Annotated in this window: 14 protein-coding genes; 11 read left to right on the forward strand and 3 right to left on the reverse strand. The window is 68.9% G+C overall.

What is annotated here, in order from left to right; translation table 11 throughout:
- Window positions 1-935 precede the first annotated feature (935 nt).
- On the forward strand, window positions 936-2,633 hold the full coding sequence (locus ACI3KU_RS18245) for a DEAD/DEAH box helicase (RefSeq protein ID WP_404923771.1): 1,698 nt from the start codon (window positions 936-938) through the stop codon (window positions 2,631-2,633).
- Window positions 2,634-2,989: 356 nt separating this feature from the next.
- On the opposite strand, the gene ACI3KU_RS18250 is transcribed toward ACI3KU_RS18245, so the two are convergent.
- The 3 genes from ACI3KU_RS18250 to ACI3KU_RS18260 form a co-directional block, all read right to left on the reverse strand.
- Window positions 2,990-5,026, reverse strand: coding sequence for a DapH/DapD/GlmU-related protein (locus ACI3KU_RS18250; RefSeq protein ID WP_404923758.1), 2,037 nt, complete (start codon window positions 5,024-5,026; stop codon window positions 2,990-2,992).
- Window positions 5,027-5,229: 203 nt separating this feature from the next.
- Complete coding sequence (locus tag ACI3KU_RS18255) at window positions 5,230-6,345, reverse strand: substrate-binding domain-containing protein (protein ID WP_404923759.1); 1,116 nt, start codon at window positions 6,343-6,345, stop codon at window positions 5,230-5,232.
- Window positions 6,342-8,270, reverse strand: coding sequence for a hypothetical protein (locus ACI3KU_RS18260; protein ID WP_404923760.1), 1,929 nt, complete (start codon window positions 8,268-8,270; stop codon window positions 6,342-6,344). The genes ACI3KU_RS18255 and ACI3KU_RS18260 overlap by 4 nt, the downstream gene beginning before the upstream one ends.
- A gap of 193 nt (window positions 8,271-8,463) precedes the next feature.
- On the opposite strand from ACI3KU_RS18260, the gene ACI3KU_RS18265 reads away from it, so the two are divergent.
- From ACI3KU_RS18265 to ACI3KU_RS18310, 10 genes are all read left to right on the forward strand, one after another.
- Complete coding sequence (locus tag ACI3KU_RS18265) at window positions 8,464-10,422, forward strand: DUF2264 domain-containing protein (protein ID WP_404923761.1); 1,959 nt, start codon at window positions 8,464-8,466, stop codon at window positions 10,420-10,422.
- 55 nt (window positions 10,423-10,477) lie between these two features.
- Window positions 10,478-11,806 carry an extracellular solute-binding protein gene (locus ACI3KU_RS18270; protein ID WP_404923762.1) on the forward strand — a complete coding sequence of 443 codons (1,329 nt, stop codon included), beginning with the start codon at window positions 10,478-10,480 and terminating at the stop codon, window positions 11,804-11,806.
- A 69-nt stretch (window positions 11,807-11,875) separates the two neighbouring features.
- The gene (locus ACI3KU_RS18275) at window positions 11,876-12,814 is read left to right on the forward strand and encodes a carbohydrate ABC transporter permease (protein ID WP_404923763.1); all 939 of its coding nucleotides are present in this window, start codon (window positions 11,876-11,878) and stop codon (window positions 12,812-12,814) included.
- Window positions 12,814-13,716 carry a carbohydrate ABC transporter permease gene (locus tag ACI3KU_RS18280; protein ID WP_404923764.1) on the forward strand — a complete coding sequence of 301 codons (903 nt, stop codon included), beginning with the start codon at window positions 12,814-12,816 and terminating at the stop codon, window positions 13,714-13,716. The genes ACI3KU_RS18275 and ACI3KU_RS18280 overlap by 1 nt, the downstream gene beginning before the upstream one ends.
- 2 nt (window positions 13,717-13,718) lie before the next feature.
- A complete protein-coding gene (locus ACI3KU_RS18285; RefSeq protein ID WP_404923765.1) occupies window positions 13,719-14,393 on the forward strand; it encodes a ferredoxin-NADPH reductase in 675 nt (224 codons plus the stop codon).
- A gap of 42 nt (window positions 14,394-14,435) precedes the next feature.
- On the forward strand, window positions 14,436-15,617 hold the full coding sequence (locus tag ACI3KU_RS18290; RefSeq protein WP_404923766.1) for a glycoside hydrolase family 88 protein: 1,182 nt from the start codon (window positions 14,436-14,438) through the stop codon (window positions 15,615-15,617).
- Between the two features lie 4 nt (window positions 15,618-15,621).
- Window positions 15,622-16,542, forward strand: coding sequence for a fumarylacetoacetate hydrolase family protein (locus tag ACI3KU_RS18295; protein WP_404923767.1), 921 nt, complete (start codon window positions 15,622-15,624; stop codon window positions 16,540-16,542).
- On the forward strand, window positions 16,539-17,303 hold the full coding sequence (gene kduD / locus ACI3KU_RS18300) for a 2-dehydro-3-deoxy-D-gluconate 5-dehydrogenase KduD (RefSeq protein ID WP_404923768.1): 765 nt from the start codon (window positions 16,539-16,541) through the stop codon (window positions 17,301-17,303). Before ACI3KU_RS18295 ends, kduD begins: the two co-directional genes overlap by 4 nt.
- Before the next feature lie 32 nt (window positions 17,304-17,335).
- Window positions 17,336-18,166: a 5-dehydro-4-deoxy-D-glucuronate isomerase gene (gene kduI / locus ACI3KU_RS18305; protein WP_404923769.1), complete on the forward strand. Its 831-nt coding sequence runs from the start codon at window positions 17,336-17,338 to the stop codon at window positions 18,164-18,166.
- Window positions 18,163-19,361: glycoside hydrolase family 35 protein (locus tag ACI3KU_RS18310; RefSeq protein ID WP_404923770.1), on the forward strand; the 1,199-nt coding region annotated here is incomplete at its 3' end. The genes kduI and ACI3KU_RS18310, both read left to right, overlap by 4 nt.

Raw genomic sequence — 19,361 nt, forward strand, 5'->3', positions numbered from 1 at the left:
GATGCGTCCCGTGCTGGCCCGTATCGCGCGGCGCGCCCGCACACGGGAGTGATTTGCGCGGCCGCGGCCAGTCGGTGCTTCGAACGGAGGAGATTTCCTCGAAACGAGGATGATTCTTCGCCCTGTGTACCAACTTCGCGGAAATCTCCTCGTCTGAGTACACGCCGATGAGGCGCGCCCCCAGCTCCGCGTCGTCGGCGCTCGTCTCAGCCGTTGCGCCGGGCTCCGCGGGCCGGCCCCGACCGGGACTGCTCGCGGCGCCATCCGCCCGCCGCAGCCAGTCGTCACCGACATCGACGTTGCCGCTTGACTTGCCTCGGTACCCGTGGGCCTAACCCCGGCCTTGTCGCTTGTCGCCGGTTCGTCGCCCCGCGATTCACTTCTGGCTGTCGCTCTCGACAGTCGCCGCTGGCGTCGTCCTCGCCACTGGTCGCTGGCCACTGGCTCCTCACTCTGGGGGCCTTGCCCCGGCATCGTTCCCGCCGCTCGCCATCGGTTCCTCACGCGAGACTCACTTTCGGCAGTCGCAACCGGTATCGAGGCGCCAACCGCCCCCGGCTGATTGCCCGCCATCGCGCCCGCCAATTGCTTGTTCTGGCCTCTCGCCGCCGGCGTCGCTGCCGCGACGGACCCCGGGGGCCTCGCCCTCGAGCCTTTGCCCCGGCATCGCCCCGGCCCCTGACCCTGCACGCGACCGGGTCCCTCTCACCCGGATCCTCACCCCGGCCCCCGACACCCGCCGTTCGCCGTCGGATCCTCACCCGTGCACCCCGCGAGACATCCGCAGGCCGGGGTTCAGGTGCGCGTGGTAGCATCGTGGGGTCTCCTCCGCGCTCGCGGATGATCCCCTCACTTTGCCGGCCGCATTCGCGGGCCGGTTCCCGTGCGCCTGTCGCACGATGACACCCGTGCGAATCGCACGATGAAAGCAGATGATGACTTCCTCCTTCCTGGAGCTGGGCGTGCCCGCTCCGCTCGCGGACGTTCTGGCCGCCGACGGCAAGGCTTCGCCTTTCCCGATCCAGTCCGCAACCCTCCCTCACTCCCTCGCCGGTCGCGACATCCTCGGCCGTGGACGCACGGGCAGTGGCAAGACCATCGCGTTCTCGCTGCCGCTGGTGGCGCGCCTGGCTGAGTCGCGCCGTCCGCGCACGCCCGGTCGTCCGCGTGGTCTGGTGCTGGCTCCCACGCGCGAGCTGGCCACCCAGATCGCGGCGACCCTGACCCCGCTCGCCGACGCCGTCGGCCTGCGCGTCATGACCATCTTCGGTGGCGTCAGTCAGAAGCCGCAGGAGCAGAAGCTTCGTGCCGGCACCGACATCGTGGTTGCCTGCCCGGGCCGCCTCGAGGACCTGATGAAGCAGGGCCACGTCGACCTCAGCAGCGTCGAGGCCACCGTGCTGGACGAGGCCGACCACATGGCCGACCTCGGCTTCCTGCCCGGCGTGACCCGCATCCTGTCGGCGACGCCCGGGGCCGCGCAGCGCATGCTGTTCAGCGCGACGCTGGACAACGGCGTCGACAAGCTGGTGCGCCGCTTCATGACCGACCCGGTGCGCGCCGAGGTCGATGAGCTGAGCGTTCCCGCCGGCGAGATGACGCACCGCGTGCTCATGATCTCCGACGCCGACGAGAAGAACCTCGTCGTCCGCGAGCTCGCCTCGGGAACGGGTCGTCGCATCCTGTTCATGCGCACCAAGCACCACGCCAAGAAGCTGGCCAAGCAGCTGAGCGCCGCGGGCATCCCCGCAGTGGACCTGCAGGGCAACCTGTCGCAGGGGGCCCGTGAGCGCAACCTCGCCGCCTTCTCCGCCGACCCCGCGCAGGGCGGCGTCCGCGTGCTCGTTGCCACCGATGTCGCCGCCCGTGGCGTGCACGTCGATGACGTCGAGCTGGTCGTCCACGTCGACCCGCCCGCTGAGCACAAGGCGTACCTGCACCGTTCCGGGCGCACGGCGCGCGCCGGTGCCTCGGGCACCGTGGCGACCCTCGTCCTCCCGACGCAGAAGAAGGACGCGAGTGATGTCCTTCGCGCTGCGTCGATCCGGGTGCCGTTCGAGAACGTCGATGCGTCGTCGTCGATCGTTGCGGAGCTGGTTGGCGAGAAGGCGGCGTATCGCGCCCCCGAGCCGGTGGCGCCGAAGCAGCAGCAGGGCAAGAAGAAGTCTGGCGGTCGTGGTGATGCCGGTGGCACGCGCACGGTCGCGGAAGCGGCATCCGCAGGATCGCGTCGTGGCGGACGCGGCGGTCGTGGTCGCGGGCAGGGCGACGAAGCAGTGCGCGCGGACAACGGTTCGGCGCAGGGCGGACGCGGACAGTCGCGTCGTGGCCAGGGCGGGGAGGCCGGCCGAGGTCAGGACAGCGGGCAGCCGCGTCGTGGCCAGGGCTCAGGCGAATCGCGTCGTGGGCAGGACGGCGGGAACGCGCGTGCCGGTCAGGGCCGCGGTGGTAGCGCTGCCGGTCGCAGCGGAGGTCGGGGCGCCTCGTCCGCCGGTTCGGTGTACTCCACGTCGACTCCCGGCTCAGCGCCGTCGCGTCCGGTCGACGCCTCGCGTCGCGCACAGCGCCCGGCCGGTGAGCCGCCGCGCACCGATGCCCCGCGCCGTCGTCGCGCATCGCGCCCGCAGGGCTGAGCTGCACCAGTGGCGTGACGCCCCCCGCGGTCTTGCGGGTTCACGGGCCGTCACGCCATCAGGTGAACGAGATACGTTCGCGCAGACGCTCGGCTGGAGTTTTCCAGTCGAGCGTTTTGCACGGGCGGCAACATCCCGATCCTCGAACTCCGCGGGAACCTCGCTGATCATGAGACAGGGCGGGCTGGTACGACCCGGATCCGCAGCGGCTTCGCAACGCGGCGGGAGGGGCGACACGAAATGATCACGATGACCCCAAGATAGGGTGCCGTGGCCGCCACGGTCCCATCTCGGCGACTGTCTCCTCATCTCGTGCACTTCGCCGGCACGCGAGGGCGGATCAGGCGCGAGGCGGATCAGGCGCGAGGTTCGGGGCGGTGGACGCCGCGTGGGCGGTAGCCGAGGGCGTCGGAGGCGCCGAGAAGATCGGCGAGGTACCAGACGATCGACAGCCACATCTCGGTGCCCTGCAGCCCGGGCGTCGAAACTCCGGCTTCAGGCGACTCGGCGAACGCGATCCCGGCCCCGTCCTGCCACATGCCGAGCGCCGCGTCGAGCAGTCGACGAGCGACGGTGGTGACTTCGCCCGAGCGGTGACCCGTGCCACGGGTGAGCCACAGTGGATGTGCCACATCGAGCACGTTGCAGGCGTTCAGCCGTCCCCGGGCGAAGAATCGCCGATCCTCGACGTGAGTGAGCACGGTGTCGATCACCGCGATCGGATAGGGGAGAGGCCGACCGTGCTGAGCGAACGTACCGCGGGAAGCCCGATAGAACCCGTTCACGGGCTGGAGCAGACCGTCCGATTCCCGTGCCGAACCCCATAGCCCCGTGGTTGGATCGGCGATGCGAGCGAGCGCGCCGAACAGTGCATCCGAGGTGCCGGCCGGTACGTTGTGCTCCCACGCGAGCGCCGTTCCGTACGCGTCGATCCAGGCTCCGGCCGTCCAGGCGTTCGTCTGCCACGGCAGTCCGTCAACGAGCGCGGGGACTCGATCCGGGGTGAGCTCCGACACGAGTCGAAGCTCGTGCGGAAACGACGAACCCAGCAGATCCAGCGCATAGCCGACGGCCAGCACGTGGTACGCCGCGTCCTCGTCGGCCCACGAGGCCGGACGCGAAGCGCCGGCTGAATCAAGCGGCGCAACAGCACCGGTGGCGGGATCCTGCCAGCCGCGCAACCGGGCCACGATCATGGCGCGATCGGCGTGCGGCGGGGCATCGGTGAGCAGCACGTCCGCGATCTCGACCGCATCGCACCAGGCACGGACCGTCGGAGCGACGCCGGGGCGATCGAGATAGCGCGCACCATCCCACGCGCGATCCAGCACCGCGTGGGCCTGATCGCGGGCGCGATCCGCGAACGCTGCGAGGCGAGTGCGCAGCGTTGCGTCCGCGGACGGATCAGACGGGGCGCGAACGGTCCCTGGGGCTGCCGCGGTTGTGTCTGTGTGCGGGGCGGAGGGTGTTGCCGCGGGGCGGAGCGATCCGCGGATACGGGGGCGCGCGTCGGTGTCGGTTGCATCTCCCGGGGGTGCTTCGGCGGGGGTCGCTGCGGCGCGAAGGTGTCCGCCGATGCTTGGAGTTGCTGCGCTCTCATCCTCATGCGGCGTCGCGGAGTCGATTCCTGTATTGAGCGTCCCGGGTGTCGGTGTCGCGGCGATGTGCGGGGTTGAGCCACCGGCGCTGAGAGAACCGCTGATGCCGGGTGACGCCGGGGGCGCGGCCGGGTCGGTCTCCGGGTGGATCCGCCACTTCAGGAATCGCGCCGGGTTGCCGCCGACGATCGCGCCTGCGGGGACGTCCTTCGTCGCGACAGCACCGGCGGCGAGCACGCTGCGCGAGCCGACCCGAACACCGTCGAGCACCACCACGTGGGAGCCGATCCAGACGTCGTCACCGATCTCGATCCCGCGCGACACCAGCGGCTGGCGGAAGAACTCCACGGTGGGATCGGCCATCGTGTGATTGAAGCCGAGGAGAGAGGTGTGCGCCCCGATGCGCGTGGCGTCGCCGATGCGGACATCGCCGCGGATGACCGTGTACGGATTCACGCTGCAATCGCGACCGAGGGAGACGGTGCCCGTGATGTACGCGCCTGCGGCGACGTACGTCCGATCACCCAGCGACAGCGCCTCGCAGTCCACCGACGCGAGTGAGGAGACGAACACGTCGGCGCCGAGATGCGTGTCAGAGCGCACGACGAGCGCCTCCTGAAGCAACCGCTGCGTCTCACGCGTGCGCGGACGAGCTTTCGCCGCGAACTCCCACGGCGAGTACTCGACGGGGTCGATGCCATAGTCAGCGCTGCTGACGGGGGTGGCACCGACGGCGTCGCCGCCCACGGGATGTGCCTCGGCAGGTGGCTCAGCCGTCGGGTCGATTCCGGTCATGATGCTCTGTTTCGGTTGGTTTCGGTGGCCCGCCGACGAGCGGAATGCCGCCCGCCGGTCTCACGGAATGTCGGTGCGGACCGGTGCGGGCGCAGCTTCTGAGACCGCTGGCCGGGTGGTCTCAGAAACTGCGCCGCGGGGATCACTGGGGCGCAGATTGTGAGACCAGTCAGGGGTGAGCGAGCGGGAAACCGCACAGGAGTTCACACCGTGCGGGGCGGGGCGGTGGAGGCGCGGACGGAGAGCGAAGGGCTGAGCTTCGCCCGCTCCACCGAGACGTCGGGTTCCGTGATGCGGCGGTGCAGCAGACCCACCGCTGTGCGGCCTACGGCGGTGCGGGGCGGTGCGACAGCGGTGAACGCGGGCGTGAACATGCGCGCGACCTCGTCGTCGTAGGCGATCACCGACAGATCCTCCGGAACGGAGATCCCGCGAGTCATCGCCACGTCCACGAACGCCAGCGCCTCGGGGTCGGGATGCACCAGCATGCCGGTCACGCCGTGCTGCAGCGCGTCGTCGAGGGTGGCGGCGACCACGGAGCTGAAGTCGGGGCTGTTGCGGTCGGGCAGATGGGCTGCGACGCCCGTCGATTCTGGCAGGCCCAGCTCGCGGCAGGCCTCAGACCAACCCGCCGCCACCTGGCCGGAGGTGGGGGAGGATCGGGACAGCACGAGGGCGATGCGCTCGTGACCGAGAGCCGCGAGGTGACGCGCGGCGAGCATGCCGCCGAGAGCGTGATCGCTGGAGGCGGATTCCATCGGTGACAGATCCGGGCCGCGACCCTCGCGCTCGACCAGCACTGCAGGAACCGGTGCGCGGTGCAGCCACTCCAGAACCTCGTCGGCGTGCTCGGCCGCGGTGTTCGGTGCCACGATCAGGCCGACGACCCCGTCCTCCTCCACCAGACGCTCCAGCAGCGGACGCTCGTCCTGCAGCTCGTAGGAGGCACCGCGGATCAACAGCCGATACCCGAGGCGCTCCGCTTCCTGCTCTGCGCCGCGCACCACGGTGGGCCAGTAGTAGTTCAGCGACGGCACGAGGATGCCGATGGCGTCGCGACCGGCGACCGGCCGGACGCTCACCGGGGGAAGCACGGCAGTCTCAGGAACCTCGGACTCATGCGCGGGAATCGCGCCGCCGTGAACGCGCAGCACCAGCCCGTCCACCTCCAGCTGCGCGAGGTCTCGTCGCAGCGTGACAGGGGTGACGCCGAGCTCGTCGCTCAGTGAGGTCACCTTCACGATCCCGTCGCGCGCGAGCGCGGCGAGGATGTGCACCCGGCGCTCGGGGGCCAGCATGCCGGACGACGGCTCTCTCATCGGACTTCCTCAGCTTCAGCTCGTACCAGTTCTACCGTGATCCGCGACTCGCCGCCGCCACCGGCAGGAATCTCGATTCGTGTCACGCTCTCGCCCCACACCTCGCGCAGCAGTGGATCATCCAGCGTTCGAACAGTCAGCCGCGCGGCCGGGCCGTCCCACTGCACGCGCACCTCTGCGGTCCCCTCGATCGGCGTGATGAGAACCCCGCCGGGCGCAGGACGCACGGTGCCGGCCACCAGAAGATGCTGCACCGCGGTGACGCCGGGCGTCCACCTATCGACGATGCTCACCGTGCCGCTCGAACGATCCAGACCGGCGGAACGCACCCACGACGAGACAGTGCCCGCGGGATAGGCACCGGCGATCTCCAGCGACATCCCGGAGTCGTCATCGGCGATGCGCGCAGCAACAGCGGCTGCGGCGAACGAAGGCCCGTGGTCCTGCTCGTGCCCGTCGATCACCGGCACGCTGTGCCAGCCGCTCTGCATCGGCCACAGTGTGTAGCGCTGCGGCGAGAACGTGACGGCCGTGTACGTCGGTCGACCGGCGTCGATCAGCACGGGAACCCCGTCGCACGCCACGATGATCTCGCCGATGTCATCGTGGTTGTGGTTCTCGTCGTTGTTCCCACCCTTGACGGCGAGCGTGAGTCCTGCCGCGAAGCCGGCGACGCCGCGGGTCAGCAGCACCTCGGTGGACGGCCAGAACACGTCGCGGGGGAGCGGGGAGCCGTCGGAACGCGCGACCCGCCACAGGGGATCGGTGATGCCGCGCAGCAGCCGACCGAGTCCGCTGATCTCCGTGGCCGCGGGAGCCGACGGATCGCGGTGCGCCGCGGCGTGCGCCTCGGCATCGCGATCACCGACCGTGCGCGCCGCGCGGTGCAGGGCATGCCACGGCTGATCCAGGGCGGGTCGGGCCTGACCGTCGGCCAGGTTCAGGTACCACTCGCCGCCGAGGTGGCAGCGGTGCGGGAAGGCGACGGTCTCACGCAGTGCGCCGATGCGTGCCGGGAGGGCAGCACGCCCGCCGGTCGCATGTTCCAACACGTCGAGCGCCTCGAGGGCACGCAGCGCCCCGTTCCACCAGTACGCGTAGCCCTCGTCGATCGCCCCGTCCTCCGGCAGCGCCGTGACGTAGCGATCCAGACCATCGACCACGAGCTCGATGACCCGCGCACGAACTGCCGAGTCATCGAGCAGACGGAGCGCGGCCACCAGCACGTTGCCGTGGATCCACGGATTCCAGTTGTGCGGCGGACGATCCAAGCCGATCCAGTGCCAGTCCTGCCGCTGCAGGAACGGATCGAATACCCGCACCTGAGCCTCGTGGCGGATGCGGGCACGCAGGCCCGGATAGCGTTCGTCGAGCGCGTCGCCGAGAACATGATCGGCCCAGGCCAGCTGGGCGACGAGCTCGCCCGCGCCCAGGTCCAGGAACGGATCGGTCACCGTGGCGAGCACGGCGCCGTGGCGCGCGCGGGTGTCGTCGTGGGCGGGCCAGCACCACGTGCTCTGCTCGCACAGCAGCCACAGTCCGTCTGCGGCCTCGTCGAGCCATGCATCGGATCCGGTCAGCGCGGCCGCGACCACCGCACGGCTCACCCGCTCCTGCCGACGAAACACCGCGTGCTCGTACTCCTCGCGGTTCCCGTCGCGGTGATAGCGAGCGGCATCGCGCGCGAGCGGCGTGGGCCACGGTGCTCCGAGGTCGGCGGTCGCGGCATCCAACAGGGCGGTGCGCGTGACGGCATCGACCCCGTCCCAGACGACGCGGTCGGTCGCGGGCGCAACCGGGAGCGCCTGGGCGGCAGGGAGCACGAGATCCGACAGCGCCTCCGCGATACCGAGCTCCGTCAGCGTCTGGGCGATACGCCCGCGAAACGGCGGTCTGGAGGCGGGGGCCTGCGCTGAGTCGGTCATTCGAACTCCCATGGACGAGGTGCTGCGACGACACCGTCGCAGGAAGCAGTACGTGATCGAGTCGGAGACAAGCGAACATCGCCAAACGATCAAAAACGATCATACACCTACGTTGCAATGTTCGATTGGTATTGATAATCTCCGTTTTAGATCACAATGATCGTGACCCCGCCACACTCAATGAAGGAGCACCGTGGTTCCTCCCACTCCCCACTCAACCGCCGCCGGTTCAGCTGACTGGACGCGCGACGAGTGGGTCGCGTTCGCGGACCGTCTCCTCGATGGAGCTCGTCGTCACGCGTCGCCAGGTGCGGGACGCATCACCCCTCCGGGAGCCGAGGGCGGCTACGGTCATGACGTCGATGGACTCGAGGGCTTCGCCCGCACGTTCCTGCTTGCCGGCTTCCGCATCGCGGGGGCCCGCGGCGAAGGCGTCGACGATCTGATCGACTTCTACCGCCGCGGCATCATCACCGGAGTCGACCCGGAGGCACCGGACCGCTGGGTGCGCCCCGACGAACACGCTCAGGCCAAGGTCGAGGCGGCATCGCTCGCGCTGATCTTCGACCTGACGCGCGAATGGATCTGGGACACGCTCGATTCCCTCACGCAGCAGCGGGTCATCGACTACCTCGCCCCGGTGGTGGGAGACGAGACCTACCCGCGCAACAACTGGCTCTGGTTCCGCATCGTCGTGGAGACCTTCCTCCGCTCGGTCGGTGGCCCGTGGTCGCAGACGGACATCGACGCCGACCTCGCCCTCCACGAGACGTTCATCCGCGAAGAGGGCTGGCTCTCCGACGGCGACGAGCGCGCCTACGACCACTACGTGGGCTGGGCGCTACACCTCTACCCGGTGCTGTGGGCGCGGATGGCCGGCGCCCGTGAGATTGGTGCAGACCGCGTGGATGCGGACATCGCCCGCCTCGATCGCTTCCTGCAGGATGCCGTCGCCCTCGTCGGCGCCGACGGCTCGCCGCTAATCCAGGGCCGCAGCCTCATCTACCGCTTCGCCGCCGCCGCTCCGTTCTGGATCGGTGCCATCGCCGAGGTACCGTCGGTGTCCGCCGGCGCGCTGCGTCACGCCGCGGATCGCATCGTGCGTCACTTCGCCGACGCCGGTGCCCCGAACGCGGACGACCTGCTCTCGATGGGCTGGCACGACGAGTGGCGCGAACTCGCGCAGTCCTACTCCGGCCCCGCCTCGCCCTACTGGGCCACCAAGGGTCTCGTCGGACTTCTGCTTCCTGCCGACCACCCGGTGTGGACGGCACCCGCCGAGCCCCTTCCCGCCGAGGAAGCCGGTGACCTTCGCGCCGTGCGCTCGGCCGGATGGATCGTCTCCACCACCGCCGAGGACGGCATCGTCCGCGTCATCAACCACGGAGCGGACCACGCCGTCGCGGGCGGCGAACTCGTCGGCGACTCCCCGCTGTACACCCGCATCGGCTACTCCACCGCCGTCTCGCCGCTGGCGAACCAGCGCGCATGGACCGAGCCGCTCGAGCAGTCGGTCGCCCTGGTCGATGCCACGGGTGCCGCGACTCATCGCGCGCCGATGACCCTCCGCCAGGTCGAGGTGCAGGGCGAGACCGGTGTGACCTCCTCCTCGTGGACCGCGCACCTGCTCGGCGAGATCCCGCCGCAGCGCGCCCACGGATCGGGACTGTCCGGCGAGATGATCCCGGTCACCGACATCGAGACCATCTCGATCGTCCACGGCCGCTGGGAAGCGCGCCTGGTGCGGGTCCAGGCCAGCACCGGCTTCGAGCCACGGGAGTGGACCCTCCGCATCGGCGGCTGGGCCCTGGCCGGCACCGAGACGCACCACGTGTCCGAGGGCGCCGCGGCTTCGGCTATCCACGGCGATCTCGTCTCGCGTATCGCCGACCCCGCCGGGACGGCCACCGCAGCCGTCGTGCTGCGCGAGGACGCGAGCCCCCTGGGCCCGGTCGCAGCCGTCCCCGTCCTCGAATTCCCCGTGCACCCCGGCGAATGGGTCGCCGCGGTGCTCGACCTCACCCGCGACGACCAGCCGGTCGGCGCCCCCACAGACGTCCGGATCCCTGAATCCGGCAGCACCGTGACCGTGACGTGGCCCGATGGGGTCACCACCGACACGGTGATCACAGACATCCGCATCGTCGCGTGACGAGGCGGAACCCCCGCGGATCCACCGGGTCCGTCTTGCAAAGGAGCAGCAACTCATGAACCGCAAGTTCGTAGCAGCAGCGGGACTGGCAACGGTCGCCGCACTTACCCTCGCCGGCTGCGCCGCTGGCGACTCGGGCAGCACCGGTGGCTCGGGCGGATCGACCGAGGGTTCCTCGGACAAGTCCGTCGCGCTCACGATGTCCGCTTGGAACGTGTCCTCCACGCCGGAGTTCCAGTCGCTGGTGGACGGCTTCGAGGCCGCCAACCCCGGCATCACGATCGAGCTCAAGGAGTACGACGCCGCCGAGTACAACACCCTGATCACCACCGACCTCGCGGCAGGTTCGGGCCCGGACATCATCACGCAGAAGGAGGTCAAGTACCTCACCACCTTCCAGGAGGGCGGTCAGCTGGCCGATGTCTCCGACGTGACGCTGCCGGACGGCATCTCGGGCGCTGACTCCTACAAGGTCGACGGCACCGCGTACGCCACCCCGTACCGCAACGACTCGTGGGTGCTCTTCTACAACAAGGCGCTGTTCGAGCAGGCCGGCGTGGCAACGCCCGACGGCACGTGGACCTGGGATGACTACCAGAAGGCCGCCGACGAACTGAACAAGGGTCTCGTCGCCGCCGGGTCCTCGGCCAAGGCCGTCTACCAGCACCGCTGGCAGTCCACCGTCCAGGGCTTCGCGAACGCGCAGACCAAGGGCGCGGACATCCTCGAGGGCAAGATCGACCAGTTCGGTCCGTACTACGACCGCACGCTGGCGCTGCAGTCGTCGGGCGACCAGATCGACTTCAACACCTCGTCGGCCAACCAGCTCACCTACCAGGGTGAGTTCGGCAAGCAGAACGCTGCCATGGAGCTCATGGGCACCTGGTTCGTCGCCACGCTGATCGCTCAGCAGGCCTCCGGCGACGCCGATGCCTTCGAGTGGGGCATCGCGCCGGCACCGCAGGCGGACTCCTCCACCGCGGGTCTGGACAAGACGCCGGTCACCTTCGGCGACCCCACCGGCTTCGGTGTGAACGCCAACGCCGACGCCGACAAGCAGGCCGCCGCCAAGAAGTTCCTGGCCTACGCCGCCAGCGAGGACGCCGCCGTGTCCCTCGCCAAGATCGGCATCACCCCGGCGCTGGTCAACGACACCGTCGTGGACACCTACTTCGCCGCTGAGGGCGCGCCGACCGACGACCTGTCGAAGTTCGCGTTCTCGACCCACAAGGTGGTCGCTGAGAACCCCACCTCGTCGAAGACTGCCGCGATCCAGGGTGTCCTCAACGACATGCACTCCGCGATCCTCTCCGGCTCGACCACGGTCGAGAAGGGCCTCGCCGAGGCGAAGGACCGCCTGAAGAACGAGGTCGGCGTCGGTTGACGCCTCCGGTGACCGGCCCCGCGGGGCCGGTCACCCCCGCATCGTCCGTTTCGCAACCCGGAGGTCTCCATGACGTCTCCCGCCGCCACCCGCAAGGGCGGCACCGGAAAGGGTGAAACACTGCCCCGTCGCCGTTCGCGCCTCGCGCTGCGTAACGCGTTGATCGGGTGGAGCTTCATCCTGCCGAACTTCATCGGCTTCGCAGCACTCACCCTCGTACCGGTGATCGTGCTGTTCTACATGTCCCTCACCAACTGGAACGTGTTCGGTGGCAGTCAGTTCGTCGGCCTGGCCAACTTCACGCGCCTGATGGGTGACGGAAGCTTCCAGATCGCGTTCTGGAACACCATCTACTACTCGGTGATGCACATCCCGCTCACGATGGTCGTGGCGCTGTCGCTCGCTCTGCTCCTCAACAACAAGATCCGCGGTGTGGCCTTCTTCCGCACCGCCGCGTTCTTCCCCTACATCACCTCGATCGTCGCGATCGCGCTGGTGTGGAACCTGCTCTTCAGCCCGGATGCCGGTCCGATCAACGAGATTCTGCGTGCCATCGGCATCCAGAACCCGCCCGGATGGCTCACCGACCCGGCCTGGGCGATGCCCTCCGTTGTCATCGTCAGCACCTGGCGCGACATGGGCTACTACATGATCCTCTTCCTGGCGGGTCTGCAGACGGTGCCGCGCGAGCTGCATGAAGCGGCCCGCATGGACGGTGCGAGCGCCTGGCAGCGCTTCGTCAACGTGACGCTGCCCTCGCTTCGACCCACCACGTTCTTCGTGACCGTCATGCTCACGATCAACTCCTTCAAGGTGTTCGATCTCATCCTCGTGATGACCAAGGGTGGTCCCGGCCAGTCGACCCTCGTGATCAGCCAGTTCATCTACAAGAAGGGCTTCGAGGAGAACCAGTTCGGCTACGCCTCCGCCGCGTCGGTCTCCCTGTTCTTCCTCTGCATCATCGTCACGATCGTCCAGTTCTTCTGGAACAAGCGGAGGAGCGCCTGATGAGTGAGACCATGGCCGTGACCGTCGACAAGCGGAGCCTCCGCACCCTCGGCGAGTCGTCCGCCGGCAAGAGGCAGGGGCGCCGCACCGCCGGTCGTGTGCTGCTGTACGCCGTGCTGATCGTGTTCGCGATCTTCCTGCTGGTGCCGTTCGTATGGATGGTGCTGAGCTCCCTGAAGGCGCCCAACGATGTCTTCTCCGTGCCGGTGAAGTGGCTGCCTGACATCTGGGTGTGGCAGAACTACGTCGACATCTGGACCAAGTCCAACATCGTGGTGTGGCTGCGCAACACGCTGCTGCTCGCGGTGGTCGTCACCGCGCTGCAGATCCTGACCGGCTCGTTCGCCGCGTACGGCTTCGCCCGCATGCGCTTCAAGGGTCGCGACGCGCTGTTCCTGCTGTACATCGCCACCATCGCGGTGCCGTGGCAGTCGTACATGATCCCGCAGTTCATCCTGCTGTCCAACCTCAAGGTGTCCAACACCCTGTGGGCGATCATCCTGCTGCAGGCGTTCGGCGCGTTCGGCGTGTTCCTGATGAAGCAGTTCTACGAGACCATCCCGGAGGAGCTCAGCGAGGCCGCCCGCATCGACGGCCTCAGCGAGTACGCCATCTGGCGCCGCATCATGATGCCGCTGTCGATCCCGGCCATCGCGAGCCTCGGCCTGCTGACCTTCGTCAACACGTGGAACGACTACCTCGGACCGCTGATCTACCTGCGCAGCCCGGACCTGTGGACCATGCAGCTGGGTCTCAAGAACTTCGTCTCCAACCTGTATGACACCAACTACGCGCTGCTGTTCACCGGTCTCACCATCTCGGTGATCCCGATCGCGATCATCTTCATGCTCGGACAGAAGTACTTCGTCGAGGGCATCGCCACGAGCGGCATGAAGGGCTGATCATGAAGCGCATCCCGCACGGAGTGTACGCGACCGTCTTCTCGGTGGCCGCGCTCGGACTGATCGTGAACATGCTGCTGCTCATCGGCGCTCTGCCGCTGGTGTTCCTGCTGATTACGACCGATCCGATGAAGTCCTGGCCGCTGCTGGCCGTGGCGCTGCCGTTCGCGGCGCCGGCGATGTGCGGAGCGTTCACCGCGTTCCGCGAGTTCGGTCTCGGCGGCCTCGGTCCCGTGCGGGCGTTCTGGCAGGGGGTGCGCGCCTCGGGGCTGCGCGCCCTCGGCTGGGGCATCGCGCTCACCGTCGTGCTGGTGGTGCTCCTCGTGGACGTGCGCGCGCTGTCCGGCACCGAGTTCGCGGTGGTCCTGGTGCCGCTGCTGCTCGTGCTGGCCGTGCTCGTCGCCGCGATCGGCATCGTGGGCCTGGTCGCCATCGCCGAGGTGCCCGGCGCCCGCTTCGGCGAGGTGCTGCGCTCCGCCACCGTGCTCGCCGTGCGACGCTGGTGGCTGACACTGGCCACGCTGGCGATGATCGCCGTGCAGTTCGCCGTGTTCACCACCGCTCCCGCTCTCGCCATCGGCATCACGGCAGCCCCGGTGCTGTACGTGGCCTGGTCAGGTTCCCGATACTCCCTGCGGCCGGTGCTTCCCGCCGAGCCCGCTCCCGCGTCCCTCTGACGCCCTCGTCTTCGACGCCTCCTACAGAAAGCAGTTCCTTCCATGACGTCTCCGTCTCGCGTGAGCATCGACATCGACGCCGCGATCGCCACCGTGCTGGACACGGTGCGCCGCACCATCATCGCCTTCCCTCCGGCCGAGGGGGTCTTCCCCGACGACACCACGAACGACGGCGAGCACTACCCGCTGCGTCATGCCGAGAACGGCATCCCCGTCGGCGGCAACGGCGGATGGACCACGTCCTTCTGGCCGGGCATGGAGTGGATCGCCTACCAGCTCACCGGTGACGAGGAGTTCAAGACCGCCGGTCTCGCGCACCTCGCCGACTTCGCGCGTCGCGTGGACGCCGAGGAAGACCTGGAGACGCATGACCTCGGCTTCCTGTACACGCTCGCCGCCGTCGCGCCGTACCGTCTGCTGGGGGATGAGGAGGGTCGTCGTGCCGCGCTGTCGGCCGCGAACCACCTGATGAACCGCTTCCTCGAGCCTGCCGGCATCATCCAGGCATGGGGCACGCTGTCGGACCCCGAGCAGCGCGGTCGCACCATCATCGACAGCCTGATGAACCTGCCGCTGCTGTCCTGGGCGTACGAGCAGACCGGTGAGGAGCGCTTCGCCGACGCCGTGCGTCGTCACGCCACGCAGCTGCGCGTGAACATCATCCGCGAGGACGACACCACCTTCCACACGTTCCACTGGGACCCGGTGACCGGCGACGCGCTGCGCGGCACCACGGCCCAGGGCGCGGCGGATGACTCGTGCTGGGCACGCGGTCAGGCCTGGGGCATCTACGGCTTCGCGCTCAACCACCGCGCCACCGGCGACGCCGAGCTGCTGGATGCCGCCTGGCGCTGCGCCGACTACTTCCTCGCGCACCTGCCCGAGGACAAGGTCGCCTACTGGGATCTGGTGTTCACCGACGGCTCGGGTGAGCCGCGCGACACGTCCTCGGCCGCGATCGCGGTGTGCGGGCTGTACGAGCTGGCCGACATCGAAGGCCCCGGGGAACGCGCCGATCGCGCGACCGCCGCTGCCGACGAGATCCTCGCCTCGCTGATCGAGAAGTACCGCCCGGTCTCCCCGGACGCGCACACCGTGCTGACGCAGAGCGTCTACAACAAGCGCAACGACCACGGCGTGGAGGAGGGATCGCTCTGGGGCGACTACTTCTTCTTCGAGGCCCTCGCCCGCCACGCCGACTCGGCCTGGCGTCCGGCGTGGTGACGACATGCGCCTGATCCGTTTCAGTACCGGTGGTGAGGTGCGCACCGGCGCCCTCACCGCCACCGGCGACGTCGTCGACCTCACCGCCCACGGGCTGGTCGCGGACCTCGTCGAGATCCTCGCTTCGGACGACCTGCGTGCCGAAGCCGGCGCTCTCGTCGAGACCGCGCCGTCCCTTCCGCGCGACAGCGTCTCGCTGGTGCTGCCGGTGAGCCCCGGAAAGGTGCTCGCCATCGGCTACAACTACCGCGGGCACGTGCCCCCGGGAGCCGACCCCACCGCCGACGACCCCGCATTCCCCGACGTCTTCGTCAAGACGCCGAACACCCCCGTGTCCGCATCCACCGGTGTGGTGGTGCCCGCTGTGGCCGCCGAAGTGGACTACGAGGGCGAGATCGGCCTCGTCATCGCCCGCCGCGCGCATCGGGTCTCCGTCGAGGACGCGCTGTCGCATGTCGGCGGGTACGTCGTGCTCAACGACGTGTCGGCGCGCGACTGGCAGCGCAAGGGATCGCAGATGACGCTCGGCAAGTGCTTCGACGGCTTCCTGCCGATGAGCGACGTCGTCGTCACGCGCGACGAGATCGCCGACCCGCAGGACCTCCTCGTCGAGGTCGTCCGTGACGGTGAGGTGACCGTCTCGCAGTCGACTGACTCGATGATCTTCCCGATGGCCTTCCTGGTGCATCACCTGAGCCAGGCGATGACCCTCGAGGTGGGGGATGTCATCTCTACCGGCACCCCGCAGAAGCTTCCCGCAGCGCAGGACGCGCACCGCCACATCGTCGCGGGGGACGAAGTCACCGTCCGCGTGACAGGGTTGGGGGAGCTCACCACGCGCTTCATCGCCGATCCCGTATCCGCCATCAACGCGGCTTCTGACACGAACACGGCTTCTGACACGAACACTGGAGTGAACGCATGATTCTGGACAGCTTCCGACTCGACGGGAAGGTGGCCATCGTCACCGGATCCAGCCGTGGGCTGGGTCAGGGCGCCGCTCTCGCGCTCGCCGAGGCGGGTGCCGATATCGCGCTGCTGAACCGCGGCGACGCCTCGGAGACCGCTGCCGCGATCGAGGCGCTGGGCCGGCGCGTCCACAGTGTGCACGCCGACTTCGCCACCGCCACCTCCGCCGACATCGAGGCGGCTGTCGCCGAGATCGAGCGAGAGCTCGGTCGCGTCGATATCCTCGTCAACAACGCCGGCACGATCCGTCGCGCCCCCGCGAGCGAGTACTCCGAGGACGACTGGAACGAGGTGCTCACCGTCAACCTCGACAGCGTGTTCCACCTGTCCCGCGCGGTCGGCAAGCGCCTGCTCGCCCAGGGCAGCGGACGCATCATCAACGTGGCCTCGATGCTGTCGTTCCAGGGCGGCATTCTGGTGCCCGCGTACACCGCGTCCAAGCACGCGGTCGCCGGTCTCACCAAGGCGCTCGCCAATGAATGGGCGACGTCGGGTGTGACGGTCAACGCCATCGCCCCCGGGTACATGGCCACCGACAACACGGCCGCCATCCGCGCCGATGAGGCTCGCGAAGCCTCGATCGTCTCGCGCATCCCGATGGGACGCTGGGGCACCCCGGCCGACCCGCAGGGCACGTTCGTCTACCTCGCATCCGACGCCGCCTCCTACGTGACCGGGACGATCATCCCGGTCGACGGCGGCTGGCTCGTCCGCTGACCCGCCGAGCTGACATCCCAGAAGGAGAAATCATGCAGCAGCGCTACGCCACCAACCCCGCCCAGATTCCGGGCATGACCACCGCGGATCTCCGCGAGACCTACCTCATCCCCGAGGTCTTCGTGCCGGGCGAGATCTCGCTCACGTACACGCACCACGACCGCATCGTGCTCGGCGGCGCTCAGCCCGCGGGTCAGGTGCTGGAGCTCACCGGCTACCCGGAGATCCGCTCCGAGACCTTCCTCGAGCACCGCGAGCTCGGTGTCATCAACGTGGGCGGCGAGGGCGTCGTGACCGCGGACGGCGAGGAGTTCACCCTCGTCTCGGGCGCGTGCCTGTACCTCGGTCGTGGGATCGAGACGGTGTCGTTCCGCGACGGGGCCGAAGGATCGGGTGCACAGTTCTACCTGTTCTCCGCTCCGGCACACACCACCTACCCGACGCAGCTCGTGGCTCCGGGGGAGGGCACCGTGCGCGAACTCGGCGACCAGCTCACCAGCAACCGCCGCACGCTCAACCAATACATCCACGAGAACGGCATCCGCAGCTGCCAGATCGTGATGGGCGTCACCACCCTGCACCCGGGCTCGATGTGGAACACCATGCCGGCTCACACCCACGACCGCCGCACCGAGTGCTACCTGTACTTCGATCTGCCGGAAGACCAGCGCGTCGTGCACATCATGGGCGAGCGCGTGGAGACCCGTCACCTGATGGTCGCCGACCGCCAGGCGGTCATCTCCCCGAGCTGGTCGCTGCACTCCGGTGTCGGCTCTGCCTCATACTCGTTCGTGTGGGCGATGGCGGGGGAGAACCAGGCATTCGACGACATGGACGCGGCTCCGATCGTCGACCTCAAGTGACAGCGGAACCGCAGACGTTCGCGATCGGCGAGGAGGATTTCCTCCTCGCCGGTCGGCCGTTCCGGATCCTGGCGGGTGCGCTCCACTACTTCCGGGTGCACCCCGACCAGTGGCGTGACCGCATCCGCAAGGCGCGGCTGCTGGGACTCAACACGATCGAGACCTACGTGGCGTGGAACGCGCACGAGCCGTATCGCGGGGAGTGGGACGCCAGCGGAGGACTGGACCTCGGCCGATTCCTCGACATCGTGGCGGAAGAGGGGATGTACGCCATCGTGCGCCCCGGGCCCTACATCTGCGCGGAATGGCACGGCGGCGGGCTGCCCTCGTGGCTGACGTCGATTCCGGGCATCGGCCTGCGTCGCAGTGAGCCGCAGTACCTCGCGATCCTCACCGAGTACCTGCGGCGTGTGTACGACATCGTGGCGCCGCGGCAGATCGGTCGCGGCGGCAACGTCCTCCTCGTGCAGATCGAGAACGAGTACGGTGCGTATGGCAGCGACAAGGAGTACCTGTCCGAGCTGGTCCGCCTGACGCGCGAGGCCGACATCACGGTGCCGCTGACCACGGTGGATCAGCCGGAGCCGCAGATGCTGCGCGACGGATCGCTGCCCGGGCTGCATCTCACTGGGTCGTTCGGCTCTCGCGCCGCCGAGCGGCTCGCCACCCTGCGCGAGCATCAGCCGACGGGACCGCTGATGTGCTCCGAGTTCTGGGACGGCTGGTTCGACTGGTGGGGTACGAAGCACCACACCACCTCCGCCGCTCATGCGGCGCGGGAGCTGGACGCGCTGCTGGCCGCCGGAGCGTCCGTGAACCTGTACATGTTCCACGGCGGCACCAACTTCGGCCTCAGCAACGGCGCGAACGACAAGGGTCGGTATCTGCCGATCGTCACCTCGTACGACTACGACGCCCCGCTGTCCGAGTCGGGCGAGTTCACGGAGAAGTTCTGGGCCTTCCGCGACGTCATCGCGAAGTACGCGGATGTCCCGGCGCTCCCCGCGGGTGCGGGTGTTGGTGCTGGTGCTGGTGCGGGTGCGGGTGCTGGTGCTGGTGCTGGTGCTGGTGCTGGTGCGGGTGCGGGTGTTGGTGCGGGTGCGGGTGCGGGTGCTGGTGCTGGTGCTGGTGCTGGTGCTGGTGCTGGTGCTGGTGCTGGTGCTGGTGCTGGTGCGGGTGCGGGTGCTGGTGGGGG

The sequence above is a fragment of the Microbacterium sp. ZW T5_56 genome, assembly GCF_044987425.1.
GTDB lineage: Bacteria > Actinomycetota > Actinomycetes > Actinomycetales > Microbacteriaceae > Microbacterium.